The sequence below is a fragment of the Paenibacillus sp. FSL P2-0322 genome (assembly GCF_037975315.1).
GTDB classification, from domain to species: domain Bacteria; phylum Bacillota; class Bacilli; order Paenibacillales; family Paenibacillaceae; genus Paenibacillus; species Paenibacillus polymyxa_B.
In genome coordinates this window covers 295,117-320,677 of record NZ_CP150243.1, presented here as the reverse complement: position 1 = coordinate 320,677, position 25,561 = coordinate 295,117, and the positions used below count along the sequence as shown (strand labels likewise).

The 25,561-nt window shown below is 46.1% G+C and carries 20 protein-coding genes and 1 pseudogene; 14 read left to right on the top strand and 7 right to left on the bottom strand.

All coding sequences use genetic code 11. The annotated features are described in order from the left end of the window. Window positions 1-27: 27 nt before the first annotated feature. Window positions 28-1,281, bottom strand: a complete 1,254-nt coding sequence (locus MKY24_RS01390; RefSeq protein WP_023986561.1) for a cation:dicarboxylase symporter family transporter — start codon at window positions 1,279-1,281, stop codon at window positions 28-30. Window positions 1,282-1,492: 211 nt separating this feature from the next. Here MKY24_RS01390 and MKY24_RS01385 point away from each other — a divergent pair, with 211 nt between their 5' ends. Together MKY24_RS01385 and MKY24_RS01380 are read left to right on the top strand one after the other, a co-directional pair. Then, window positions 1,493-2,797: a sensor histidine kinase gene (locus MKY24_RS01385; protein WP_076159906.1), complete on the top strand. Its 1,305-nt coding sequence runs from the start codon at window positions 1,493-1,495 to the stop codon at window positions 2,795-2,797. A gap of 5 nt (window positions 2,798-2,802) precedes the next feature. Next, the gene (locus tag MKY24_RS01380; RefSeq protein ID WP_023986559.1) at window positions 2,803-3,732 is read left to right on the top strand and encodes a response regulator; all 930 of its coding nucleotides are present in this window, start codon (window positions 2,803-2,805) and stop codon (window positions 3,730-3,732) included. Between the two features lie 202 nt (window positions 3,733-3,934). On the opposite strand, the gene MKY24_RS01375 is transcribed toward MKY24_RS01380, so the two are convergent. Further along, window positions 3,935-4,438, bottom strand: coding sequence for a MarR family transcriptional regulator (locus MKY24_RS01375; protein WP_053324417.1), 504 nt, complete (start codon window positions 4,436-4,438; stop codon window positions 3,935-3,937). A gap of 319 nt (window positions 4,439-4,757) precedes the next feature. Here MKY24_RS01375 and MKY24_RS01370 point away from each other — a divergent pair, with 319 nt between their 5' ends. Then, the gene (locus MKY24_RS01370) at window positions 4,758-5,255 is read left to right on the top strand and encodes a DinB family protein (protein ID WP_023986557.1); all 498 of its coding nucleotides are present in this window, start codon (window positions 4,758-4,760) and stop codon (window positions 5,253-5,255) included. A 203-nt stretch (window positions 5,256-5,458) separates the two neighbouring features. After that, on the top strand, window positions 5,459-6,658 hold the full coding sequence (locus MKY24_RS01365) for an MFS transporter (protein WP_279835009.1): 1,200 nt from the start codon (window positions 5,459-5,461) through the stop codon (window positions 6,656-6,658). A gap of 23 nt (window positions 6,659-6,681) precedes the next feature. Here the strand turns inward: MKY24_RS01365 and MKY24_RS01360 are convergent, their stop codons facing one another. Next, entirely contained in the window at window positions 6,682-7,503 is an 822-nt protein-coding gene (locus MKY24_RS01360) for an endonuclease/exonuclease/phosphatase family protein (protein ID WP_028541917.1), read from the bottom strand. A 5-nt stretch (window positions 7,504-7,508) separates the two neighbouring features. Continuing rightward, a complete protein-coding gene (locus MKY24_RS01355) occupies window positions 7,509-9,173 on the bottom strand; it encodes a PTS transporter subunit IIBC (protein ID WP_160788521.1) in 1,665 nt (554 codons plus the stop codon). A gap of 242 nt (window positions 9,174-9,415) precedes the next feature. Here MKY24_RS01355 and MKY24_RS01350 point away from each other — a divergent pair, with 242 nt between their 5' ends. The 3 genes from MKY24_RS01350 to pgmB all read left to right on the top strand — a co-directional run bounded on the left by MKY24_RS01350 (window position 9,416) and on the right by pgmB (window position 13,544). Further along, window positions 9,416-10,423, top strand: a complete 1,008-nt coding sequence (locus MKY24_RS01350) for a LacI family DNA-binding transcriptional regulator (RefSeq protein ID WP_028541915.1) — start codon at window positions 9,416-9,418, stop codon at window positions 10,421-10,423. 154 nt (window positions 10,424-10,577) lie between these two features. Further along, window positions 10,578-12,860 carry a glycoside hydrolase family 65 protein gene (locus MKY24_RS01345; protein ID WP_071559477.1) on the top strand — a complete coding sequence of 761 codons (2,283 nt, stop codon included), beginning with the start codon at window positions 10,578-10,580 and terminating at the stop codon, window positions 12,858-12,860. 24 nt (window positions 12,861-12,884) lie between these two features. Next, window positions 12,885-13,544 (top strand): beta-phosphoglucomutase, encoded by a 660-nt coding sequence (gene pgmB / locus MKY24_RS01340; RefSeq protein WP_028541913.1) that lies wholly within the window; start codon window positions 12,885-12,887, stop codon window positions 13,542-13,544. Between the two features lie 235 nt (window positions 13,545-13,779). On the opposite strand, the gene MKY24_RS01335 is transcribed toward pgmB, so the two are convergent. Continuing rightward, window positions 13,780-14,568: a DNA/RNA nuclease SfsA gene (locus tag MKY24_RS01335; protein WP_023986550.1), complete on the bottom strand. Its 789-nt coding sequence runs from the start codon at window positions 14,566-14,568 to the stop codon at window positions 13,780-13,782. A 137-nt stretch (window positions 14,569-14,705) separates the two neighbouring features. Here MKY24_RS01335 and MKY24_RS01330 point away from each other — a divergent pair. The 4 genes and pseudogenes from MKY24_RS01330 to MKY24_RS01315 all read left to right on the top strand — a co-directional run. Further along, window positions 14,706-14,789: pseudogene (locus MKY24_RS01330) on the top strand (hypothetical protein); the annotation flags it as partial. Window positions 14,790-14,940: 151 nt separating this feature from the next. Further along, complete coding sequence (locus MKY24_RS01325; RefSeq protein WP_053324411.1) at window positions 14,941-15,891, top strand: YafY family protein; 951 nt, start codon at window positions 14,941-14,943, stop codon at window positions 15,889-15,891. A 64-nt stretch (window positions 15,892-15,955) separates the two neighbouring features. After that, window positions 15,956-16,336, top strand: a complete 381-nt coding sequence (locus MKY24_RS01320; protein ID WP_028541911.1) for a nuclear transport factor 2 family protein — start codon at window positions 15,956-15,958, stop codon at window positions 16,334-16,336. 54 nt (window positions 16,337-16,390) lie between these two features. Then, window positions 16,391-17,041, top strand: coding sequence for a nitroreductase family protein (locus tag MKY24_RS01315; RefSeq protein WP_339201275.1), 651 nt, complete (start codon window positions 16,391-16,393; stop codon window positions 17,039-17,041). A 111-nt stretch (window positions 17,042-17,152) separates the two neighbouring features. Here the strand turns inward: MKY24_RS01315 and MKY24_RS01310 are convergent, their stop codons facing one another. Further along, entirely contained in the window at window positions 17,153-17,809 is a 657-nt protein-coding gene (locus MKY24_RS01310) for an alpha/beta hydrolase-fold protein (RefSeq protein WP_339201274.1), read from the bottom strand. Between the two features lie 270 nt (window positions 17,810-18,079). Between MKY24_RS01310 and MKY24_RS01305 the strand changes: the two genes are divergently transcribed. The 3 genes from MKY24_RS01305 to MKY24_RS01295 all read left to right on the top strand — a co-directional run bounded on the left by MKY24_RS01305 (window position 18,080) and on the right by MKY24_RS01295 (window position 23,193). Continuing rightward, complete coding sequence (locus MKY24_RS01305; protein WP_339201273.1) at window positions 18,080-19,744, top strand: SWIM zinc finger family protein; 1,665 nt, start codon at window positions 18,080-18,082, stop codon at window positions 19,742-19,744. Beyond that, window positions 19,741-22,701, top strand: a complete 2,961-nt coding sequence (locus tag MKY24_RS01300) for a DEAD/DEAH box helicase (protein ID WP_339201272.1) — start codon at window positions 19,741-19,743, stop codon at window positions 22,699-22,701. The genes MKY24_RS01305 and MKY24_RS01300 overlap by 4 nt, the downstream gene beginning before the upstream one ends. A 147-nt stretch (window positions 22,702-22,848) precedes the next feature. Beyond that, complete coding sequence (locus MKY24_RS01295) at window positions 22,849-23,193, top strand: hypothetical protein (protein ID WP_023986544.1); 345 nt, start codon at window positions 22,849-22,851, stop codon at window positions 23,191-23,193. A gap of 91 nt (window positions 23,194-23,284) precedes the next feature. Here MKY24_RS01295 and MKY24_RS01290 read toward each other — a convergent pair whose 3' ends face one another. Next, entirely contained in the window at window positions 23,285-25,378 is a 2,094-nt protein-coding gene (locus tag MKY24_RS01290; RefSeq protein WP_339201271.1) for a family 16 glycoside hydrolase, read from the bottom strand. Window positions 25,379-25,561 lie beyond the last annotated feature (183 nt).

Here is a 25,561-nt window from a genome sequence, read left to right as displayed (position 1 = left end):
TCTGTCAACTATTCAGTTCGTCGCATCTTATTTAATTGAAGCAACGTATTCTTCGCCCTTTTCTTTATCATATTGGCCTTCCCATTTGGACATGACCACAGCGGCAAGCGAGTTGCCTAATACATTGACTACCGTACGCGCCATATCCAGAATGCGATCAATACCAGCGATAAAAGCCAAACCCTCCAGCGGGAGGTTCACTGCTCCAAGTGTAGCGAGCAAAACGACAAAGGAAGCACCCGGCACCCCTGCAATACCTTTGGATGAAATAATCAAAACTAGCACCAGCGTGATTTGTGTCGTGATTGGCAGGTCAATGCCGTACATTTGGGCAATGAAAATCGCAGCCAGTGCCTGATACAGGGTGGAACCGTCCAGATTAAAAGAATACCCAATCGGAATAACAAAGGAAGTAATTCCTTTAGGACATCCGAACTTCTCCATCTTCTCCATGATCTTAGGCAGAACACTTTCCGAACTGGCCGTCGAATATGCAAGCAACAGCTCACTTTTCAAAATTTTAATCATGGTCCAGAGACGGGTACCGCAAAGCTTGGCGATAATTCCAAAAACAATCACAATGAACAGCGCCATGGAGCCGTACACCGACAAAACAAGCTTCAATAATGGCCATAACGAGGCCAATCCAAACTTGGCCACTGTCGTTCCAATCAGTGCGAATACTCCGAACGGAGCCAGGCGCATGACCTGATTGGTTACCCAGAACATGGCGTCGGCTACGCCTTCAAAGAAATTCAGCACGGGCTTGCCCTTGTCACCAATCGCCGCTACCCCTAGTCCAAACAGTACGGAGAAGAATATAATAGCCAGCATATCTCCCTCGCCCAGAGCTTGAATAATATTGGTAGGAACAATATGCACAATCGTATCTATAAAGCTATGGCCTGACTTCTCTGCAGTCTCCACATAGGAATGAATATCACTCTTGGCCAGGTGGGACATATCCACGCCGTCACCCGGTCGAACCAAGTTGGCAACAAGCAGTCCGAAAAGGATGGCGATTGTCGTTACAATCTCAAAGTACAGAATAGACTTGCCGCCAAGTTTACCTAGTTTTTTCATGTCTCCCACGCCGGCAACGCCGATAATGAGCGTCGAGATCACAATAGGCACGACAATCATCTTGATCAAGCGGATGAAAATATCGCCGATTGGCTTTAAGTAGACTTCCACCCCTGAATTGCCGTAAAATAAGGCACCAATAATAATACCTAAAGCCAGACCGATAAAGATTTGCATCGTCAAATTAATCTTTTTCACTTCGTGTCCCCCCTGGCTGATTTGTATATTTTTGCAGTATGCTGTTCTTAATATTCAAATGATGTTATTTATACTACAATCTGATCTATAAAAAACGACAATTATCTACAGCCACATTTATTTTTTTCTATAAATTCACAAACTTTAACGGCGAGCCTGTGAATTTAGCTCACATTGCCTTTCTGATTGAATACCCAGGAGGTGAATATGGATGAAGTTGAATACGCTCCTTTTCCTGCTCATGCTTGTATTTGTACCGCTCGCAGGTGAGCTGAATATTCACCCGTTCGCTAATACATTCCGTCTCAGCTTTGGTACGCCTGTATTTTTTTTCTTTCTGTTATCTATTCGTCATATTCCGCCTGCATTATCGGGAGTGCTTGCAGGGATAGCTGTAGTGGCCTTTCGCATCTTACTCAATCATTACACTCAGCCCGGTCTTCCCTTCGAAGAGTTGTTGACACTACATGGCCCTACCTTTTTTTATTACATGGTCTACGGTCTGCTCTTCCAGGTCCTTAACATTAATGCTGAGCCTTACCGCGCGCTCCGCGTGGGCATCCTCTCTGTAGGGATTGAGGTTGCCGCAAGTGTGTCGGAACTTAGCGTCCGGTGGAGCATGGACGGCGATTTCTGGGACATCATTAAGATCAGCAAAGTAGCTTTCATGGCTATGATCCGCAGCTTCTTCGTGCTTGGGTTTTATAATATGATTCGGTTAAATCAATCGGTTCAGCATGAAGAGGCACAAAGGCAGCAGACAGAGCGAATTTTACTCCTTGTATCGGACTTGTATGAGGAGTCGGTCCAGTTAGGCAAAACACTATCACATGCAGAACAAATCACTCGTGAAAGCTACGAGCTGTACCGTGAGCTACAGCAGGATGAATCTCTGAAAGATAGAGAACATTACGCCAGACAGGCACTTCGTATTTCCGGACAGGTTCACGAGATTAAAAAAGACAGCCAGCGGATTTTTGCTGGTTTGTCCAAGCTGATTGATGCCGAAAGCGGAGTCCATTACATGGCTTCTCAAGAGCTTGGGGAGCTAATCATCCGAACGAACAGCAAATATGCGCAATCGCTGGACAAGTCCATTCGTTTTACCCTAGATGTCGATCCTTTGTTACCCAAGCTGCATGTTTATACCGTTTTGACACTTATTAATAACCTGACAGCCAATGCGGTTGAAGCAATGAAGGACAACGGAAGGATCGACGTTTCCATTCGTTGTCTCCCGGGAAAAGAGGATATAGCTTCCTTTAGTGTTACCGACAACGGTCCGGGTATTCCTCAGCGGAAACGGGAAACGGTCTTCACACCAGGGTACACGACCAAGTATGATGAGGAAGGACAGCCGTCGACCGGTATGGGATTGTTTTATGTGCGTGAGGTCGCGGAGAGCCTTGAAGGAACGATTGAACTGCAACAGGATGAAGAAGAGAATACAGATAGATTACAGACCACTTTTAGAATTACATTGCCTTTACGGAAACTGACGGAGAAAGGAAGATAGCCCGGATGCGTTTTTATATTGTGGATGACGATCAGGGAATTCGTTCTATGCTGGCAGATATTATTGAAGACGAAGGTCTAGGGGAAGTCATCGGGGAAGCAGAGGATGGTACCTACGTGAATAGCGGCCTCCTGGAGCTGAACCGGATTGATGTATTGCTGATTGACCTGCTGATGCCGCTTCGTGACGGCATTCAGACCGTGCGTGCACTCGGCGATCAATTCAGCGGCAAAATCATTATGATTTCTCGCATCGAATCCAAAAACATGATCGGCGAGGCGTACTCGCTCGGTATTGAATATTATGTGGCCAAGCCTTTGAATCGACTGGAGATTATTGCAGTTATTCATAAGGTGGCTGAGCGTCTGCGCATGCAGCAATCGATTACGGATATCCAGCGCACGCTTCAAGGGTTGTCGATGTTCACATCGAATAACCCAACGGCAACAATTGAACCGACCCGAAACATCGTAACTTCCGGGCAGTTTCTGCTCTCTGAAATGGGGATGATCGGGGAAGCCGGGAGTATGGATCTACTGGACATGCTGGAATTTCTGGACCAGTATGAGGAGGAAACAGGCAATCTATCTCCCTATCTGTTCCCGCCGTTGAAGGATATATTTGCCAATGTGGCGTCCAAACGGTTGGGGGCTTCAGCCTCAGCAGTAGAGCTGAGTAAGGAAATCAAAGCATCGGAGCAACGTGTCCGCCGCGCTATTTTCCAGACGCTAAGCCATATAGTATCGCTCGGATTGACCGACTATACGCATCCTAAATTTGAAAATTATGCATCCAAATTTTTTGATTTTACAGAAATTCGCAAAAAAATGCTGGAGCTGCAAAACAATGTGGAGCCTTCACTGTCCCAAGCCCGCATTAATACGAAAAAGTTCGTACAGGTGCTCTATATGGAAGCAAAACGGCTATTACACTAAGCATTTTGCATAAATCCCAAGAGTATTCACAAATCAGCAATATATAGATCGGAACGGGTTAGTCCGTCTAAATATTGTACCTTCGAGCGTTGGGAATCGAATTATGCAAACTGCTGACATTAAAAGAAAAGCACCTGCATCTCCCCATGTATCTATTACTTGGAGATTAACAGGTGCCCATCGTTGATGATTCGATATCCCTTTAGTCCAGACTCTTGTCCTGCCACTCCATAGCTTCCAAGAGATCTACACCATCGGACAGCAGACGTTTCAAGACATTCAGTTCTTCCGAGCTATAACGATTTAAAAATTCAAATAACTGCTGCTGTACCTTAACATGCAGTCGTTCATGCACAAGAAAGAGTCTTTTCCCCAACGGGGTTAACCGAAAATAAATTTCTTTCTTGTTGTCGTTAAGCTGGGTTCTGCGAATCCAGCCTTCCTTGAGCAGCTTGGTGCTGACTTTCGAAACTGTACCCTTGCTCAGCTCAATTCGATCCGCTAATGTCGTAACATTAATCGGCTCATGCCTCCCGATACAGTCAATGACGTGCACATCCGTCAGATTGAGCGAAGCAATTCCATCAAAATGCTCGTGGATTTCTTCGAGAATAGTCATGCTCTCTCTCTGCTGATGCTGCTCCAGCTGGTGATTCATCTTAATGAGCAAATCATAAACATGCTGAACTGATGTCGCTTTCTCCATACGAACAAATGGTCACTCCTTTGGCATACTCCTCCTTTTATTATAGCCCATTTTTGTTTCATAGAAAACAATATATGTATACGGAAAGCTCCCCTTTAACATTTCCGTATATATACAAAATATATCTAGTGTAGATACTTTGTTTCCCTTGAAACAATTTTATTTTAGTGAAATTGAGAATGATTATCAACCCTTTTTTAAAAGTTATTTCTGTTTCACTCCAAACTAAGTAGGTATTTTCATTTTGAAAAATATAATTGTATAATCGTAAAATGAGAATAAGCTAGAAACAAGTTCTCCATAGAAGGGATGATGATACATGTCGGATGCAAACCAATTATTCGGTCAAGCACTGGTTAAATCACTGGTCGGGGAACGTGGACATATTCGAGTAGCTCGGGCTTTACCAGACATCGACGTCGAGCTGGCAGGGAAGAAAAATGCAGAAATGCCTTACAGCATTTACCAACTGCTGAAGCATATGATTTACTGGCAGCAATTTATGTTGGAGCATTTGGAAGGACGGAAGCCCCAGCTTCCGGGGAATGTCATGGAAAGCTGGCCCGAAGAGACTGGACCGCAAAGCGAAGAGGCATGGCAGGCTGTTATTAATGAATTTTTACAGGGCGTGGATCAGGCTGTGCAGATTGCCGAAACCGCGCAACTGGATGATTCACTAGCTCATTTCCCAGGTGAAACGAAAGCAGGACTTCTGCGGAATATCGCTTCCCACAATTCATATCATTTGGGTGAAATCGTACTGCTACGCCGGATTTATGGAGCTTGGCCACCACCAGGAGGCGGCTTTCCCGCTTAAGGCAACACCACGCTCTAATCAAGATTTCCCCCATCCGCTGCTTCATACCTCCATCATTGCATTGGGATTTAGGCACCACGAGGAACTCGCTTGCGTACCCTATATGGGGACCCGCTAACTCGACCTGAAGCCGTTTATCCGTAATCAGGTGCAATCCGAATAACGGTTCCCATGATGCAAGATCAAAGAGAGGTTTCGAGGTTATGGTGAGACACTTATATTTAAATCGTAATATCGCCTGTATGATCGTGATCAGCCTTATTGCTAACATGAGTGGGAGTATGATCCTTCCACTCTTTGCTATTTATGTAGAGCAATTCGGGATATCTACACTCGGCATGAGTATTTTATTTTCTCTGTTTTATGTGGGAAGATTTCTTGGTGGAGGCATGGCAGGACGAATTTATGAAAAGATTGGCGCAAAACGCTTGGGGTTGAGCCTACTCATTGCCGAAATCGCTTGTATGCTCCTGTTTCCGATTGCAACAAGCTTCATCATTCTATCCATACTGAGACTCCTCCAAGGCTTGGTAGCTATAGGGCTAACCGTCTTTGTAAGAGTCACGATCAACCATATGAGCACCGCAGAGAATCGAGGCACACTCAATGGATATATCAGCAGCAGTGAAGGTGCCGGTATGATTTTAGGGCCTCTTATGAGTGGAGCTATTGTTTCTTATTTTTCTTTATCCGTTCCATTCTATTTCGTTGCTTTTTTTTCCTGTATATCCTTCGTTGCCGTTTCAAGAATGACTTTCCTCAGTTCTCCCTTAAAACCACAAGAACAGCATTCGCTCCCTCTGAAACCCAAAGAAAAAACCATGTTAACGAAACAGTTACTTGTCTATTCTACCGTTCATTTTCTTGAAATGAGTGCTTTCGCTATATTTTTAACGTACTTCTCCATATATGCAACCTACAAGCTCCATTGGAGCCCCGCAGAAATTAGCTTAGCTTTTACAATTATCGGTATATCGACCTTCATATCAGCACCCTTTATTGGCAAATTATCTGATCTACTTAAGGATCGCTTGATGCTTTGTATCATCGGTCTATTGTTGATCATGGTGGAAATCATCTTATTTCTTTGGTTCACAGAACCGTGGATCGTATACTTAGCGATGTTCATCGGAGGTATAGGAGGAGCCAGCTATCTAGATTCCTTTTACTCGCAACTAGGGGATGTTATTCCTGAGGAAAATAGAAGCTCGTTTATCGGCAACGTCGTATCTTTGTCCGAATTGGGGGCCATTGTGTCTCCGATCATCGCAGGTGCACTCATGGAACGGTTTAGCATCAACACTCCCTTTTACTACAATTTGATTTTGGTGTTGATCGCTATAGTTATCCAATATGTCATTCGATTCAAGTCGAAATCTATAAGAAAAAGGCCAATTGCATAAGCAACTGGCCTCCTTTCTTTTCATCACAGCTCTAACTCAACTGCAACCCCAAAATGATCCGATACAACTGGTCCTGTCTTCCCGTTCAGTACAACGGTTGAGGATTGAACCTGTGCAGCCTTATTGGAGAAGATAAAGTCAATGCGGAGCGGCTCTGCGTTACTTTCCCAGCCAGCAATAGCTTTAATCACCGTGTGGCCTTCATCACGTACTGCTGCATTCGGATAGGTGTCTGACCAGCCGGATTGCAGTACATAGTCATATCCTTCTCCACGTACTTCGGCCGCGTTGTTGAAATCACCCATCATAAACACAGGAGTCGGAGCAAAAGAATTTAGCACTTTGGTTGTACGATCCCATAGTCCACGGAAGGATTCTTCATCATTCCACCAGTTATAATGTCCACTTACAAACCAGGCCTGTACTCCGTCCACCACAGTTTGAATGCCGACAATTTTACGCGAGCGGTAGTTGTCATAATCCTGTAGCGAGGAAACATATTCGTTCACCGTAGCTGTAATCGGTGTTTTGGACAGAATCGCCAAACCCTCGTCGTATTTGGCAAAACCAACATGCGCGGGAGCCCACGTCCAATGATAGGCGTTGGACAATAGCCCGTTCAGCACATAAGCATAGTTATCACGCTTAATGACAACTTCAGGATCTGCGCTATAGTAAGCCCCCAAATCGTCCGGCGACAAAGGAGTCTCTTCCATGGACTGGTTCACTTCCTGCAAAGCAATGACATCAAACTGCTGTTCATCAATAAAAGCAGCCAGTTGCTTTAGCTTATCGTGCTGGTTTTCTTCCATCCAAGCATGTGCATTTAAGGTTAACAACTTCAAAGTAATCACCTGTTGAGTATGTCTTGTATATCTGATTTAAGCACATCGGCCTTCGGTCCGTAAACCGCCTGCACCCCATTATCTACTTTTATCAAGCCCAAGGCACCCAGCGCTTTCCACGTCTTTTCGTCCCCAACGGCATCTGTATCCTTCACCGTCACACGCAGACGGGTCATGCAAGCGTCCACCTCGACAATGTTCTGCTCACCCCCAAGCGTCTTGATGATATCCGTAGCCAGTTGATTTTGAGTGGAAACAGCTGCCACACCTTCTGTCTTCGTATTCCCCACCTCGGAAGTGCCCTGAGGCTCCTCATCCGTATAGTTCCCCAGTCTTCCCGGCGTAGCCATTTTGAATTTACCGATCATAAAATAAGCGATAAAGTAGGTTGCTACCGCAAACACCACACAAGTCAGCACGAAGTTAATAATATCCTGCACCAAACCCGCATTTATAGACAACGGCAATCGGGTCAGCAGTTCAATCATACCAAACGAATGTAAACGCAAATGTATGATGTCGGCCATTCCGAACGCAATACCGGTAAGAACAGCATAAACCACATACAGCACAGGTGCTACGAACATAAACATGAATTCCAGTGGCTCCGTTACCCCTGTTAAAAAGACAGCTGCGGCTGCCGAAAAGATCATCGACTTGTACTTGCTGCGTTTATCTTTGTCTACACGGCGATACATAGCCACCGCTAGTCCCATAAGGATTCCTGCTCCACCGATCATTTGTCCTACCTTGAAGCGGGCAGGCGTCACGCCTTCCAACAAGCTATTGTAGGCTGTCGGATCGGTACCACGAAGCGCACTCAGGTCACTTGCCCAAGCCAGCCACAGCGGGTCTTGCCCGGCAACGACGCTTCCTGCCCCGGAACCCGTAAGTGTCGTGTAAACGCCACCAAGTTGAGTATAGTTAATAGGAACAGTCAGCATATGGTGAAGTCCAAAAGGAATCAGTAGTCTTTCCAGTGTACCATAGACAAATGGCGCTACAAAAGGAGCCGACTCTCCCGAAGTCGCCAACCAAATACCGAACTGATTAATCCCCCCCTGAACAAATGGCCAGATGGCAGACATGATCAAACTTACGATGACAGACCATAAAATCACAACAAAAGGAACAAAACGTTTACCGTTAAAAAAGGCTAAAGCGTCTGGCAGCTTGCGGTAATTGTAGTACTTGTTAAATACCACGGCCCCGACAAATCCGGAGATGATACCGACAAACACACCCATATTAAGTGCAGGCGCCCCTAAGATAGAGGTAAAATAGCCACTAACCGGAATGGATGCACCAAAAAGAGTGTGGGTGGTGGCACCTTCCTGGGTTAGCATTTTCGAGGACACACCCAAAATCGTTCCTGTTGAAATATTAATGAGAATAAAGGCAATTAAGGCAGCAAAAGCCCCGCCCGCTCGTTCCTTAGCCCAGGAACCACCAATCGCCACTGCAAATAGAATGTGTAAATTATTGATAATACCCCAACCCAAATTCTCCATGACCCCGCCGACAGTCAACCAGAAATGGATATCGCCAGCCAACATCGCCACTACTTTACCGAGCGAAATCATAATCCCTGCTGCCGGCATGACAGCAACAACCACTAGCAGTGCTTTCCCGAGCTTTTGCCAAAAATCAAATGATAGAAGTTTTTTCATGCTCCTTCAATCTCCATCCCTTATAGTATGTACAGCGTTGTTCGTACCCTATAAACATTATGCAATCGGTTGCACAATTATTATAATGATATCGCTTTCTATTGGCAATACCCTAATTGTAAATATCTTGGTTAATGATGATGTAAAAACTCGAAAAAGCCGCGAATTTGTTGATTTTCGAGCAATATCGTATGATAGAACATAATATTTCCTGCTTGAGATAGCAAAAGGAGACGAAGACGATGGCAGTAACCATCAAAGATGTCGCAAAACGTGCTAATGTTGCTACTTCCACCGTATCCCGTGTCATTCAAGACAGCCCCAAAATCAGCGAAGCCACCAAGGCACGTGTCCGTAAAGAAATGAAGGCGCTTGGCTATGAACCCAACTATTCAGCTCAGAGTCTAGCTAACCGTGTCACACAGTCGATTGGCATTATTATGCCTGAATCGGATGTGGCAATCTTTCAAAATCCCTTCTTTCCGGAAAGCCTTCGCGGGATCAGCGAATGGGTGAATGAGCACAACTATACACTGTCCATTGTCACAGGAAAAACGAGTGATGAATTGCTATCCCGCGTGAGGCTGATGAGCCGGACCGGACGTGTTGACGGCTATATTGTTCTGTACTCCAAGCAAAAAGATAGCATCGTGGAGTATCTTCATCAAGAAAAAATACCTTACACCGTAATCGGTAAGCCTCAGCAATTTGTCAGTGAAACTACCCATGTAGACAACGATAACTACCAGGCTGCTAAGGATGTGGTCACTTATTTGACTGGGCTGAATCATCAGCGCATTGCTTATGTTGGCGGTGATCATGAACAGATCGTGAATATTGAAAGACTCCGAGGCTACCAGGATGCGCTGCGAGAGGCGGGCTTGCCTCTACCCAAGGAATACGTGGTCAGGGAGCCATTTAATCTAGAGGACATGCGCACATTATTGCAGGCTACCCCGCCGCCTACCGCGATGATCGTTAGCGACGACCTTGTAGCCATGGCAGTACAGAAAATGCTCTCTCAGCTCGGCGTGTCCATGCCAGAGCAGTTATCCATGGTGAGCTTCAATAATCTAATGCTGGCTGAGCTGATGAATCCCCCTCTCACTTCCGTGGATATTGATATCTTCACTCTAGGTTATCAGGCAGCCAAAAGCCTGATTGAAAAAATCGAAGACCCCAAAGAGTTGACCAAACACATCATTGTTCCCCACCGAATTGTGGAACGCGAGTCCAGCCAGGTACTATGATTCTCTGAGGAATGAACAAGAACTGATTTTGTGGAAACCCATAAAATCAGTTTTTTTGCGTTGACAGGGCAAACGGTTGCACTATATACTGAACTCGCTCATATACTGGTTTCGTTAAAACAACGATCTCATTTTCCGAGAGGGGTACACAATCATGGTTTACAACCGATTATTTGACGTAGATAGTTGGAAGCTGACAACACACACTCTACATAGCACACACATGCGATTACAGGAAAGCATAACGTCCATAGGCAACGGTTATATGGGCATGCGCGGCAATTTTGAAGAAGCTTATTCAGGTGATCATCATCAGGGAACTTATATCTCCGGTGTATGGTTCCCCGACAAAACAAAGGTCGGCTGGTGGAAAAACGGCTATCCTGAATATTTTGGCAAGGTCATCAATGCCATGAACTTCATCGGCATCAGTCTGATCGTAAACCAAGAGGAAGTAGACTTATTTACGGCACACATCAGCGATTTTGTGCAGGAATTGGACATGAAGCAGGGTATCCTGCGACGCACCTGCACCGTGAACGACCAGGTTCGTATCACTACGGAGCGTTTTCTGAGCCTCACCACTCGTGAGCTATGCCTGATTGATTACCAAGCAACGAATATAAGCGAGCAGCCTCTAACCATAGAGCTTGTCCCCTATTTGGACGGCAATACGAAGAATGAAGACACGAACTATGATGAGGTTTTTTGGTTGGAGGAGGCCCGAGAGGTTCAAGAACAATTCATCAGCCTGTCCACAACAACTATAGATAATCCCTTCGGTATTCCGCGCTTTACCGTAAACGCTACCATGGGTATTGTGACCGAGGGACAGGAGCAGCAGACGACGGAAGAGAGCTTTTTGTACGCTGCACGCCACTATCAATACAGTGTCGCTCCGGGCGACAGTATCCAGCTGCAAAAGATTGTGGCTGTTACCACCTCACGGGATATGGAAAAGGATGCACTGATTCCACAAGCTGAACGCATCGCCGTGGAGGCTGTGAACAAAGGCTACACTTCGCTCAAGCAGGAGCATGTCGCAGCTTGGGCCAGACGTTGGGACAAAGCCGATGTAGAAATCGAGGGAGATACAGAGGCCCAGCAGGGAATACGCTTTAACATTTTTCAGCTGTTCTCTACGTACTACGGCGAAGATGCCCGTCTGAACATTGGTCCCAAAGGCTTTACAGGTGAAAAATATGGCGGTGCCACCTATTGGGACACAGAAGCATATGCCGTACCTATGTACCTGGCGCTTGCAGACCCGGACGTAACGCGAAATCTGCTGCTTTACCGTCACCAACAACTAGAGGGTGCCAAGCATAACGCAGCCCAGCAAGGGCTACGGGGTGCACTATACCCTATGGTCACTTTTACAGGTGTGGAGTGCCATAACGAATGGGAGATTACCTTCGAGGAGATTCACCGTAATGGAGCCATTGCGTATGCCATCTACAATTACACCAACTATACGGGGGACCTGAGCTATTTACGGGAATATGGAATAGATGTACTGGTCGAAATTAGCCGCTTCTGGGCCGACCGGGTTCATTTTTCCAAAAGCCAGCAGCAGTATATGATCCACGGGGTTACCGGGCCGAACGAATACGAAAATAACGTCAATAACAACTGGTATACCAACACGCTGGCTGCATGGGTTTTGAAATATACATTATCGGTCTTACCTCAAATTTCAGCAGAAAAATCGGAGCATCTAGCAGTTACGGCTGACGAGCTTGCACATTGGCAGGATATCATCACTCACATGTATTATCCCTATGATGAGGAGCGGGAAGTCTTCGTACAGCACGATACCTTTATGGATAAGGATTTGCAGCCTGTATCCTCCCTTGATCCCAGCAACCTTCCACTAAATCAGAAATGGTCATGGGATAAAATCCTTCGTTCCTGCTTCATTAAGCAGGCAGATGTGCTACAAGGGCTGTATTTCTTTGGAGACCAGTTCACGCTGGAAGAAAAAGCGCGCAATTTTGCATTTTACGAGCCAATGACTGTTCATGAATCCAGTCTGTCCCCGTCCATTCACGCCGTGCTGGCTGCCGAACTCAAAATGGAGGAAAAGGCAGTCGAGATGTATAAGCGGACGGCCCGTCTGGATCTGGATAACTACAATAACGATACCGAAGACGGACTTCATATCACTTCCATGACAGGAAGCTGGCTGGCGATTGTACAGGGTTTTGCCGGGATGAGAACGTATCGTGAAACATTAAGCTTCTCCCCCTTCCTGCCACAGGGCTGGAACAAATATACGTTTAAAATCAACTATCGCGGTCGCTTGTTAAGTATTCTCGTACAGGAAAATGAAGTAATCATTACCCTGTTGGACGGAGAACCGCTGACGCTGGAGCTGTATGGAGAGCCAACGCACATTACCAGTGGGCAGTCGTTAATGACGAACAGCGTTTCATAAATCGGGCAGACAGGGGGAAACCAAATGAAAGCAGTCATTTTTGATCTGGACGGAGTCATTACAGATACCGCAGAATATCATTTTCAAGCATGGGGCAGCTTGGCGGCAGCGCTGAGCATCCCTTTTGATCGGGAATTTAATGAACAGTTAAAAGGAATCAGCCGTACGGAATCGCTCGACAAAATACTGGCGCGCGGTAACCTGTCCGATAAGTTTTCAGAAGAAGGCAAGCAAGAACTGGCCACACGGAAAAATACGGAGTATCAGCGGCTCATTTCAGCTGTAACGCCCTCGGACATTCTTCCAGGCATTAAAGCGCTACTGACAGAACTTCGTGAAGCCCGAATCGGCATCGCGCTGGCCTCTGCAAGCAAAAATGCAACGTTTATCCTGGAGCGGCTGGAGCTAGCCTACTATTTTGACAGTGTGGTGGATGTTACCGCCATTCGGCATGGCAAGCCTGACCCGGAAATTTTCCTCACCGGAGCCGCAAATCTAGGCGTTCAGCCTGCCGAATGTATCGGTATAGAGGACGCACAGGCTGGCATACAGGCGATCAAGGGTGCCGGGATGTTTGCGGTCGGTGTAGGAACACCTTCGCAAATGCAAGGTGCGGATATCGTGGTAGCCACTACTGCCGAGCTTTCTCTGAGCATGTTGGAGTCACATTTTATCAGAGGATGAAAAAGCAAAAAAAGATTATAAGGATCATAAAGACCGACTCTTAATGAATCGGTCTTTTTTGTCTGCTCCAAAAACCAGATGAGATCCGCCGCTAGGTCACCGTCTATTTTCTGTCTGTAAAGGTATACTCTTTTTAACAAACAATTAATGGTTGCTTGGTGAAGTGAATAGCAAATATCATTTTCTTCAGTAGCATCACTATATTGGAGTTTAATTGACAAAAGTGTGTCAGTAGCTATTTGTATATTTCTTCAGAAATAATATCGCCTGTTAAAAATTGATTGGTAATGTTGTAATAGCCCGTCAGGCTAACTGCATCGGGATTAATTTGTAAATCAACTTGCCAGATTTCAACTCCATTTTTGATGGAATTTTGAACGGTTTGCATAACATAACCGCTGTGTTTCCCAGAATTCCCAACTTTGAATCCATTGTTTTCATAAACTAAACAAACAATCAAAATCGCACGTTCATTTATAGATAAACTTCCACTGAGTTCACCCATGTGCTTGATAAAACGTTCAAAAGAATTAAATTCAGCGTTTTTTTTGATTACAATATGATCGCCCATCTCGACATGTAAAGTGGTTAATGGCGTTTTGACCTCTACATAAGTTTGATCCACCAGAAAATCCAGTTTTGAATTACCAAGCTTCGTTTCCCGGATGACTGTCTGGAAATCGCCAATCATATCTTTAAATTGACCACTTGTGATGAAATGTTCGATATACCGATTGGCCGCATTTTGGTTAATCCCAATCCATGACTTCGATTCAACGGATGGTAGATCCAGTGAAATGGCTTCAATGGTGAACTGTGTTTTTCTTTTAGGGTCATTACTACGCGAAACAAGACATGGGATATCATGAAAGACAATGTTTCCTATACTGCCTGTAGCAGGACAATGGCAATCGTGTAGCTCCCCATCCAGTTCAACCATCATAACAAATCGATTTTTCTTTTTTCGAATTACACCCTCAAGAAGAGGAGAAGCAAAATGAAAATGACTGCTTATATTCTCCATTACAGTTAAGCTCCTTCATTTCAGCGATTTTGGATCGTCTACAGAAACCACATGGAACTGTGTACCCCTCATAAAACTATACTGCTCGTCTCCTGACAACAGTGTGTCAGGAGGGTGATGGTAGGACGTATTTTCCGGCGGTGAGGACTGCACTATTGTTACCTTTGATGTTCAATACCGTTTTAATTATCTTTCCGTTTAAAAAGCGCGGGGCAATAATAATCTAGGATGACAACCGGGAATCATTACTTTCTATAGACCAAATTCTGATGGAGAGAACACTACTGACATACAAGTGTCAGTAGTGTTTTTTTATAGTGATTAAAAATAATCAGGTTTATAAATACAACTGAAACACAGGAGGGATGGAAATTGAATAAAACCGAACGGCAATTAGCGATTTTATTGGAGCTACAGCGTAGGAAGGTTCTAAAGGGAGAAGAACTAGCGGAGAAGTTAGAAACCAGTGTACGTACGATTTATCGAGACATTCAGGCTCTTAGTGAATCTGGCGTTCCGATTATCGGTGCACCTGGACACGGCTACTCTTTAATTGAAGGGTATTTCCTACCCCCGGTTAGCTTTACGGTGGAGGAAGCGGTCTCCCTTTTACTTGGAGCTGAATTCATTGAACAGCGATTTGATAATCAATATAGTCAAAGTGCTCAGTCCTCTCGGGGAAAAATTGAAGTGATCTTACCTGACCCCATTCGTCATGAAACTGATCGAATCCGCAGTGGTATCCGTTTTCGACTTCAATCTGAAGACCCTGAATTAGGTGAAAGGGAAAAATCCAATATAAAAACGATTCGTATTGCCATGATGGAGGGAAAGAAAATACATTTCAAATATACGAAGCGAATATCGGAATCGGAGAATAGTCGTGAAACGATACGAACAGCCGCACCTTTAGGATTAGTTCTTGTGCAAGGAGGGTGGCTGCTTGTGGCTCAGTGTGATCTCAGAGGAGAGCATCGACATTTTAAAATATCTCGCATGAGTGATGTGAGTACAATGATCGAAAGTTTCGAATTACCTCGGGACTTCAATTTGCATACGTATCGTCCGGCAGATGATCGACATGTAACCATTCGAACCGTATTTAAGCCCGAGGTTGCAGATAAAGTCGATGAATCAAAAATATATTTTATGGAACATGCTGAGCTTCTTCCGAATGGCTATTATGTAGATTTCCGTGTTCGATATGCTGAGGAATTATTGCATTGGATTTTGAGCTGGGGATCTAATGTTAAAGTATTGGAACCTGAATCCTTTCGAAGTCGTGTCAAAAAAGAAGTGGAAAGTATGTTGAAGAACTACTGACAAACTGTTGTCAGTAAAAGGCTTGTATATTGTAATTATTCCAACTGAAAGCGAGGTATTCAACATGAATACAAATGAAAACAACAATGCACTGGTGATCGCAAAAGCTTATTTTGAAGCGATGGCAAATAAAGATATCGAAAAGCTGATGACGCTGGTTTCGGACAAAGTCACTACGACCTCTCCCTTAGGTAACCTTGAAGGTAGAGAATCATTCCAAAATTTTGCAGAAGGATTTGCCCGGATGATTAACAAACTAACACTCATTACAGCATTTGGAGATAATAAGGAGGCTGTGATCGTATATCATTCCAACACTATTCCAGTTCCGGATGCAACGGTTGCCGAATACATCGTCGTAGAGGATAACAAGATTTCCTCCGTTCAAGTGATCTACGATGGAACACCTTTTGCTGCTTACGCTGCAACTCAATCCAAACACTAAACCATTGGATCTATATAAATAATAAGCTTTGATACTTGAAAGGAAGAACCTACTGTGAACCAAAATAATACATCTAATTTTGAGAACGCGGAAGAAGTTATTGAGAAAATATTGCGTGAACGACATGCTACCAAAGAGTATAAAACAAACGTAATCATCCCAGAAGAAACGTTGAATGAAATTTTTGAACTTGCCGCGACAGCTCCTTCAGCCTGGAATCTTCAACACTGGCGCTTTTTGGTTATCCAGAATCAAGAACAAAAAGATCGAATCAAACCGATCGCCTTTGGACAGCAACAGATTTCAGATGCTTCTGCTGTTGTTGTCATTCTCGGTGATCTTGAGGCAAACCGAACTGGCAGAGAAATGTATAACCGTCTTTATGAGTCAGAATTCATCTCGGAAGCAGTGCGAGACATCTTGTTATCCCAAATCGAAGGAGGCTATCAAAGCCCTCAATTCGCTAGGGATGAAGCAAACAAAAATGCTGCTCTCGCAGCTATGCAACTCATGTTAGCTGCCAAGTCGAAAGGCTACGATAGTGGTCCAATAGGTGGATTTAATCCTGCAGGACTGCCTGAAGCTCTGAATATTCCTGGGCGGTTTGTCCCTGTCATGATTGTCACCCTTGGTGTAGCCGCAACCCCTGCACGTCCAACAACACGTTTCTCCCTTAATGAATTAGTTATTCATGAATCCTTTTAAGTATTCGCGACAAAGAACCATCTGTCTCAAGATGGTTCTTTTTAGTTCATTCTGCAAGAAGGCAACCAGCCTAATATCCTATTACAACAAAAAAACGAATACCAAGGCTGGTTACATCTTCGAGCTTATCCCCGCATCCTCACGCAGCCACTGAAGCACATCTCGCTGGTTATCTGGTGAGACACCGTGATCCGTCGGGTATGTTTTGAATGTGGAGTGAGAAGTCCTGGTCTGGAAATATGCCGCCGTCTCATGGCCGATGCTCACTGGAAATACAGAATCGTATTCGCCGTGGGAAATAAATACGGACACGTCCTCTATGCTTTGCAGCGCGTATTCTGTTTTCACAAAATCAGGTACATAGCCGTTCAACGCTACAATCCCCTTCAACTGATTGCCCAGGGTAAGCGCAAGTGACATCGACAAAATCGCTCCCTGACTGAAGCCGAGGAAATACCGTTTCTCAGGATCAACCGGATATTTATCTGTGGCATACTGTACGAACGCCTGAAGCTGTTCAATAGACCGATCAAACTGCTCACGCAGCGGATTACCCAGACTTTTCAGCTCATAATATTGGAATCCTCCACTCATGGGAAGGTCTCCACGAATGCCGATGATAATAAATTCCTCTGACAGCAGCTCCACGACTCCGAACATATCCTGCTCATTGGACCCTTTCCCATGCAGTGTAAAAATGGTTGGATACGTACGGTCGGGATCAAGCTGGCTGGGCAGGTGAATATCATAGCTATATAAAGACGACATATTATTTCCCCCTCTTAACAATAAGTTTATTGCATACCTCCACGGATACAGTTCACTACAAACCATTCCTATACAAAATCATTAACACTAAAATATTAGTAATATTTATTTTATATTTATAATAGAAATGTACTCTTCAAAAGGAAACATGTCAACCCGTATGAAAACTTTCCAACTGCTCCCTCCACTCAATTTATATTTGTGAACTGATATAATGGAAGAGTTAAGCTACTACCCGATCAACTATTCTCTCTTAGGAGACTAATGCATATGAAACCAACCTATCTTATGGATGATACACAGTGGCAACAGCTTATTCAAAATGTGGCTGACCATTTTAATGACGTGACGATCAAACGAGGTTTCCAGTATTTTAAGCAAGGAAAGGTAAAAGAGTTCGCAATGCCTGATGCCGATCATATTGCAGCTGTCGTGGATGGAAGCGAGCTATACGAGGTGGATCTCCACTTAAGCGCTTTTGCTGCCAGCAGATGTACGTGCCCTGTCCACACCAACTGCAAGCATATGATCGCCGTACTACTGAATTACGCGAATGAACAAGAACGTTCTGTACATGCTTTAGTGAACGCTCATTCGGCGGGATTCACTCGATTGGCGGCAAAAGCTGACACGGGTACTGTACCTCCTTCCCGGTCGAACCTTTCACCGGATCACAAGGAAACAACAAGAAACGCTCTCAGTAAAACTGCAAGCCAAATACCAGACATGCCCATTTCAGAGTGGCATGATCTGTTCGATCAGTGTATCGCCCTTAACCGTGTGAACACACAAAATTCCCAATATGTCCAAAGCGCTTTAGCCTCGATCTATGCTGTGAAGCCACCGCTTTCACCCGGCATGCAACAGCTATACGGACTGCATGCTCATCTGCGTGTGCTGGAAAAGCTGGTGCCTCAGTCTCCCATGCCGGGCTATCCCTCTCATACCTATATGGGGTATTACACGCAAATTGCTGCCGATGAGCTTAAAGAAGCTATCGAGCGTGATTTTGAGAGTCCACTGGAGCTGACCGATGAACCAATGCAAGAAGCCCGTATGGCAGAAACCTTAGCCTATTTACGCCAAAAAATGCTGACAGAATCGCGTAACGGTACTTATTTTTCAGACGCGTATTATCAGTTATGGCTGCACTGGGTGCACAGGGTGCATCACGAAAGGCAGGACTCCAGCATATATACGGAGGAATTACAGCATTTACAGGCGGCTGAAGAGGAGCTCGGCACAACTTTAGCACGGCTTCCGTGGATGTTGGCTCGCAGCTGGATGCATATTTTCCAATCGCACGATAATGAAGCCTGGGCACTGCTTCAGGAGGCGGAACGAGCTTTTCCACTAAAAATTTCTTCCAGTCAATTGCTTTTGTTCTTACAGGCGCTGCGTAAAGCCGAGGATTGGGCACGTCTCAAGGACGGACTGCGACATATCGGCCCCCTGCTTCACAGTCATCGGGATGACCATTTACAAGATTATATACATGATTGGGATCTGGTTTTACAGCACCTTCCAGAAGCGGAGCAGGACATGTGGGACACGCTGGTGGGTATGCTTCCATTTGCCGGGGGAATGTATGAAGAGGCGCTGCTTGCTCACGAAAAATGGCGGTCATGGATCGACTATCAGCTAAGCATACGCAGTGAGCCTTTGAGTTTTCGAGTGAGTGTGTTGCAGCCCATTGAAAAGAACGCGCCTGAGTTACTACTCCCCTTTTACCATCAGGCGGTAGAACGTTATGTGCTAGAAAAAAACAGGGCCAGCTATAAAGCAGCAGTCAAGCTGTTAAAGCGACTGTTCAAGCTGTACAAGAAAATGAAGCAGGAATCACGCTGGGAGCTGTTCTTTACGACCTTCACCAGCCGTCATAGCCGCCTGCGGGCGCTACAGGAAGAATTACGGAAAGGGAAATTGTTATCATGAATCAATATACCGAAACGATTACCGTCCATATCCAATTAACTACCTATGGAGACGCGCTGATCTATGGCGATTCCTCCATGAACTATAGCATTTCCGGCCAAATTCTGAAGCAGCGTTTGTTTGCTTGGCATGAGGCTTCGTTTTATGGCACTGAGCTGGAGATTCAACATGTTCAAGACACGGATATTATCCTGCTGCCCTCGGAGCAGGTGATTCCTTTTCTGGCAGAGCGCGAGCTTCTGAAGCATATCGAATGGGTCTGGGACGAGGCCAATGCCCCGTGGCTCCGGCTGATCCCTTTACTTGCTCACTGTATTGAGGCAAAAGCATATGTGCCCAGCTTCACAGCGTTCCAGGCGGGGAAGCTGCAATGGAAGTGGGATGCGGAAGCACTGGAAAACATCCAACCGGCAGAGCTTGCTTTGCTAGGCAGCTTGGAGAAGGACGAGCAGGAAGGGCTGATAGCGGCGTTCTCGGCTGCCGTATTTCAGCGCTGGTACGGCACCGAAGCGGAAGCCGCCGATTTGCGAAGAGAATATCCGATTCTCTTCGCCCCCAATCGCCCGGCGGCGGGTCTGGACGCGCGGGCCTGGCTCACCGCCATCGGCTGGAAAGCCGATACCGCGCCATTTCGGCCACTTCTGCAACTGCTAGAGCCAGAGCTGGAGGACGACGAGCCGTCCTGGCAGCTCAAGCTTGTGTTGCAGGACAAGCAAGACCCGGCGTTGCTGGTGTCTGTACAGCTCGCCGATGATGGGTACGCATCCGGCTCATGGCCCGATGCCTGGACAGCACATGTCCGTGAGCGCTCTGCCGGGTGGCTAGAACGTTTGACCTCGATTTTGCCCGCCGGGCAGCGTGCCGGAAGCCGCGATGACGTGCTGAATCGCCCGCTCTCCGACGAAGCGGCGTGGCAATTCCTGACGACCGACAGCCAGCGTCTGCTGGAAAGCGGTTGGCAGGTGCTGCTCCCGGCTTGGTGGGAGGCAGCTACCCGCAAGAAGCCAAAGCTGCGGGCCAAGGTACGCCCGGGCGAAGGGGCGGGAGAGCGCACGAAGGGTAGCTCGCTGTTCGGACTGGACTCGATTGTCCAGTTCGATTGGCGTGTTGCCATCGGTGATGCCGATCTCAGCGAGTCGGAATTCGCCGAGCTGGTCGCTCGCAACGAGCGCTTGGTGCGCTTCCGCGGGCAATGGATCGCGCTCGACCCCGCGTTGCTGGCGCAGATCCGCCGGGCCATGGCCGGGATCGACAGTGCTCAGGGATTGTCCTTTCAGGACATCCTGCAGCTACACCTGCTCGGCAACGCCGACGAGCCTGAAGGCGACGCCTCGGGCGAGCAGCCGGAGGATGCGGCACGCTTCCGACTGGAAGTCGAGCTGAATGCCCATCTGCTGAAGCTGATCAGCCAGCTCGGACGGCAGTCGGAATGGCCTGCATTGGACGTGCCGGACGGGCTGCAAGCCGAGCTGCGGACGTATCAGCGGGACGGGTATGCATGGCTTGCTTTTTTACGGCGTTTTGGACTGGGTGCCTGTCTGGCCGATGATATGGGACTCGGTAAAACAGTGCAGTTTATTACTTATTTACTGCACCTACAGGATATTGCCGCCGAGACGGGCGTCCGCTCTAGTTCGCTGCTGATTTGCCCGACTTCGGTGCTGGGCAACTGGCAGAAGGAACTCAGCCGCTTCGCCCCTTCATTGAAGGTGATGCTGCACTATGGAAGCAAGCGGGAGCAGGGAGACTTGTTCCGCGAAGAAGTCGAGCAGGCCGATGTCATCCTGACCTCCTTCGCTACGGCAACCCTGGATCAAGAGCTGCTACAAAGCATGACCTGGGATTCAGTCTGCCTGGATGAAGCGCAGAACATTAAAAATGCGCAAACCAAGCAATCCACAGCCGTGCGCAGCTTTCCTGCACGTCATCGGATTGCGTTGACTGGGACACCTATTGAAAATCGGTTGTCCGAGCTATGGTCCATTTATGATTTTATCAATCCAGGTTATCTGGGCAGCTCACGCGCCTTTAGCAATCGCTTCATTAATGCTATTGAGAAGGAACATAACGAGCAGCGCACGTTAGATTTGCAAAAGCTGGTTCAGCCCTTCATGCTGCGGCGCAAGAAGAAGGACCCTGCTATACAGCTTGATTTGCCTGACAAGAATGAGATGAAAACCTACATTCATCTGACCTCTGAGCAGGGCGCGCTCTATGACCAGATTGTCAAAGAGTTGATGGAACGGATGCAGAAGCTGGAAGGGATTGAGCGGAAAGGAGCCATTTTATCCGCCCTTACCCAGTTGAAGCAGCTTTGTGACCATCCTGCCCTCTTAACCAAGGAGGCGCTCCCAGATACCGCGGCTTCCGGTTATAGTCAGGCCGATCTTGAAGCGGTCATTAGCCGTTCATCCAAGCTGGAGCGCATTCTGGCTATGGTCAAGGAACTGCGGGAAGAGGGCGAGCGCTGCCTTATTTTTACACAGTATATTGGTATGGGGCAGATGCTCCAGCGGGTACTCGCTCAGGAGCTGCAAGAGCCCGTGCTCTATCTGAACGGCAGCACATCCAAAACTGCGCGTGACCGAATGATTGATCAATTCCAATCTCACACGCTACCCCCTGCCGAGCAGCCATCCGTGTTTATTTTATCGCTCAAAGCCGGGGGGGTGGGCCTGAATCTGACAGCCGCCAACCACGTCTTTCACTTTGATCGCTGGTGGAACCCAGCTGTTGAAAATCAGGCCACAGACCGCGCCTACCGGATGGGGCAAACGAAGGATGTACAGGTGCACAAATTTATCTCGCTGGGCACGCTTGAGGAACGCATTGATGAAATGCTGGAGAGCAAGCAGCAGCTTAGCGACCAAATCATAACCAGTACCGAGGGCTGGATTACTGAGCTGTCTACAGACGCGTTAAAAGACCTCTTTACGCTACGACGCGATTGGGCATAAGGAGGTCCAAAATCGAACTATAATGTACATGGAATGCCATTTTGAGTTCGATATATACCTATTTTTAAGAAGTCGTAGTTTATAACACAGTCCAAAACTCCTTTGTTTGCATTTACTATCTCATCACAACAAAGGAGTTGATTTGAAGTGGCCATTCGTCCTCCACAAACATTGAAATCTACGGGCAGGAAGGTTCCTGTTACGAGATATCGCAATGTGAGTCCAACACAAACCCTGCGCCGATTTACGGTCATCTGGGCTAACACAAACGGTGTTCCTTTTAACACAACTGGATTTTTTGCTATACTCCGGCGTCTAGATGGAAGCTTTGTGCAAGCTGCAGGCTTCGATGGTTTTGGTACTGCCCGATTCAGCAGAGTCCGTACACCTACGAACCAGGCTTTTATTCTGCGTACCTTTAGAGACGATGGAACGCTATTCCGGGTTAGAACCGTACCTGCTGGCGTGTCCTCGTTTGTCGTTATTGGTTAAGTTCGTACCGAACGCAGCCTTAACGTAGGTAACCAAAAAAGCAGCCAGAAACAGAGCATATCTGTCCTGGCTGCTTTTTTATATGGCCTACCTATTCGGAATCTTCTTCCACTATTGCATTTTTCGTAACGGACGTATTGTACACCGTTTTGAGCCAGCTTTCACTCGACCAGTTCAGCTTGCCTGCACCCGCTCCATCCTTGGCCTGCAATTGAGCAACCAGGTTAGCAGGGTCTTCGGCAGTATAGCTGTATGGCAACGTTGTGAATCCATTCCACGAGAAGCTCTTGGCCTTCGCAGGATAAGGGGCTAATGGGCTATTCGCTTCTTCGCTGCCTCCTCTGAATACGGTACCGTTGTCGGAGAAGATGACGTCTTCAGCCTTGATTTTTCCTGTGTAGTCATCTTTTTTAGGATCTTTTTGATTATTACGCACTGGAGAAAACACATCAATTAAATAAGACTTTTCTAGCAACACCGCACCGTTTTCTGTTGAAATCGCACCGTTACCCACGACGTCAAAATGGTATCCTTTTGCGGCAATTGCTTTAGCCATGTCAGAAGTGATTCTTTTTTTGGCTCTGGCCAATCCAGCATCGTCCATAACGATGTTATATGCATGAGCATTACCAGCACGCAGACGAGGCATACGATCCTGAATATCCAGGTAGTAATTATGATGCAGCGTTACCTCTAGGTCTGCATTGTCGGAAGCCATTTCCGTAGCACCAATCAGATGAGCCTTCTTTTGTCCTGCTGCAATATCAATGATATCTTCTTTACTCATGCCTACTGCACTGCTTCTCAGATAAGCGTACATAGGATAGGAAGACTTGTCTGCTTCCATCGCGTTGACTTGTTGGGTTACCCAGCTGTTGGAGCTGCGGTCATCTCCTTTGAACAAAGACCAAGAAATCGTAACTCCGTTACTACCTTTTTTCACATCTACCAGACCATCATAGGCTTTGTTAAATGTGCAATGGTCAATCCATACCTTGGAACTTGTACCTTCGATGGTAACATAATCCCAGTCATTCTTATCATAGTTCCCTTTGGTTGCTTCATCCCACTCCCAAAGTTCATCAAATTCGAGGTTACGGAAAATCAAATTGGAGCTTCTTTTGATAACAAAGCCGGCATGTTTGATTTTCGCACCATTGGCAGAGAAAATCGTAACCCCATTCATATTTTCGATATAGACTTTGCTCACACCTGTCTTTTTCAGAACAGGATGCGTCTGTACAGGGTTGTTGGCACTAAAAGGCATTACTTTGGCAGCACTAGGAATTTCATTCCAACCGAGATCAAGATCGTTCATAATCTCAATCACTTTGACTTTGCTGCCTTTCTTCAGTGCTTCGTTGAGATCTACAGCGTTATAAACTTTTTTGTAGTTGGCATCTGTATCCGCAATATTGCCACCACCTGTATTACCATACGAAAAGCCAGTCAAATTATAGTTATTTTTGGAGGTTGCGTTATGATCCACTCCAGGAGTCGGTTTCTCTGTACCTGGTGTCGGATTCACAGGCGGTGTTCCTGGTTCTCCCTCAGAAGAAGCACCGGATACAATCACATTATCGAATTGGGCAGCTGTTTTAGAAGTTACCAAACCAATGGCTCCAGCAGTGAGGCTGGTGTCTGTTGCGGACAGCTCCAGTTGATCATTGACATACATTTTGATTTCCGAACCGGATAGTTCCAGCTTGACTCTGTACCATGTATTCGTGTCCAGTTTGTATTTTTTATTGGTAGCCAGTGTCTTCATAGAGCCTTTGACTTTTTTTCGAATCTCAAGAGCTCCGTCTTTCTTGTTGTACAACGATGCTGCATAGAAGTTGTTGGAATCTGTGTATCTACCTGCAACGTAGACTCGATTAGAGCCATTAAAATCATTTACATATACATCTGCTTGCACGCTATAGTTCGTCCATGAGGCATTACCTTTGACGGAATGGCTTTCGCTTCGACTAGATTGTTGGTATGTAGAACCATTCCCATCCTTGACCACAGACCAGTTCCCCGAATCTGCGGTCCAGCCTTGAGCTTCTCCTTGCTCGAAATCATCACTTATCTGTAAATTCCCATCTGCATGTGCATGACCTAGCAACGGTAATGATAAAGACAGTACCAACGTACTGCTTAACATTACACTTGCACATTTTTTTAACAAACTCGACTTCATATAACAATCTCCTTCTTGATTAGATTCATGAATACTAAAGCAAAGGTTGCAACGTTCATCAGACATGACATGTCCAAACGGTATATAACGTACTGTTGAAGGGAATAATATCCCAACACCAATGAGGGCCCCAAGCGCTATACTCCAATAATTATAGGCTTTTAAATAAATATTAAAATATGT

Bases quoted from the DNA above. Each gene is read 5' to 3' on its own strand.
- MKY24_RS01380 (WP_023986559.1), top strand. From the start codon at position 2,803: ATGCGTTTTTATATTGTGGATGACGATCAGGGAATTCGTTCTATGCTG.
- MKY24_RS01355 (WP_160788521.1), bottom strand. From the start codon at position 9,173: ATGAAAAAACTTCTATCATTTGATTTTTGGCAAAAGCTCGGGAAAGCA.
- MKY24_RS01300 (WP_339201272.1), top strand. From the start codon at position 19,741: ATGAATCAATATACCGAAACGATTACCGTCCATATCCAATTAACTACC.
- pgmB (WP_028541913.1), top strand. From the start codon at position 12,885: ATGAAAGCAGTCATTTTTGATCTGGACGGAGTCATTACAGATACCGCA.
- MKY24_RS01370 (WP_023986557.1), top strand. From the start codon at position 4,758: ATGTCGGATGCAAACCAATTATTCGGTCAAGCACTGGTTAAATCACTG.
- MKY24_RS01320 (WP_028541911.1), top strand. From the start codon at position 15,956: ATGAATACAAATGAAAACAACAATGCACTGGTGATCGCAAAAGCTTAT.
- MKY24_RS01310 (WP_339201274.1), bottom strand. From the start codon at position 17,809: ATGTCGTCTTTATATAGCTATGATATTCACCTGCCCAGCCAGCTTGAT.
- MKY24_RS01335 (WP_023986550.1), bottom strand. From the start codon at position 14,568: ATGGAGAATATAAGCAGTCATTTTCATTTTGCTTCTCCTCTTCTTGAG.
- MKY24_RS01305 (WP_339201273.1), top strand. From the start codon at position 18,080: ATGAAACCAACCTATCTTATGGATGATACACAGTGGCAACAGCTTATT.
- MKY24_RS01375 (WP_053324417.1), bottom strand. From the start codon at position 4,438: ATGGAGAAAGCGACATCAGTTCAGCATGTTTATGATTTGCTCATTAAG.
- MKY24_RS01290 (WP_339201271.1), bottom strand. From the start codon at position 25,378: ATGAAGTCGAGTTTGTTAAAAAAATGTGCAAGTGTAATGTTAAGCAGT.
- MKY24_RS01385 (WP_076159906.1), top strand. From the start codon at position 1,493: ATGAAGTTGAATACGCTCCTTTTCCTGCTCATGCTTGTATTTGTACCG.
- MKY24_RS01365 (WP_279835009.1), top strand. From the start codon at position 5,459: ATGGTGAGACACTTATATTTAAATCGTAATATCGCCTGTATGATCGTG.
- MKY24_RS01350 (WP_028541915.1), top strand. From the start codon at position 9,416: ATGGCAGTAACCATCAAAGATGTCGCAAAACGTGCTAATGTTGCTACT.
- MKY24_RS01345 (WP_071559477.1), top strand. From the start codon at position 10,578: ATGGTTTACAACCGATTATTTGACGTAGATAGTTGGAAGCTGACAACA.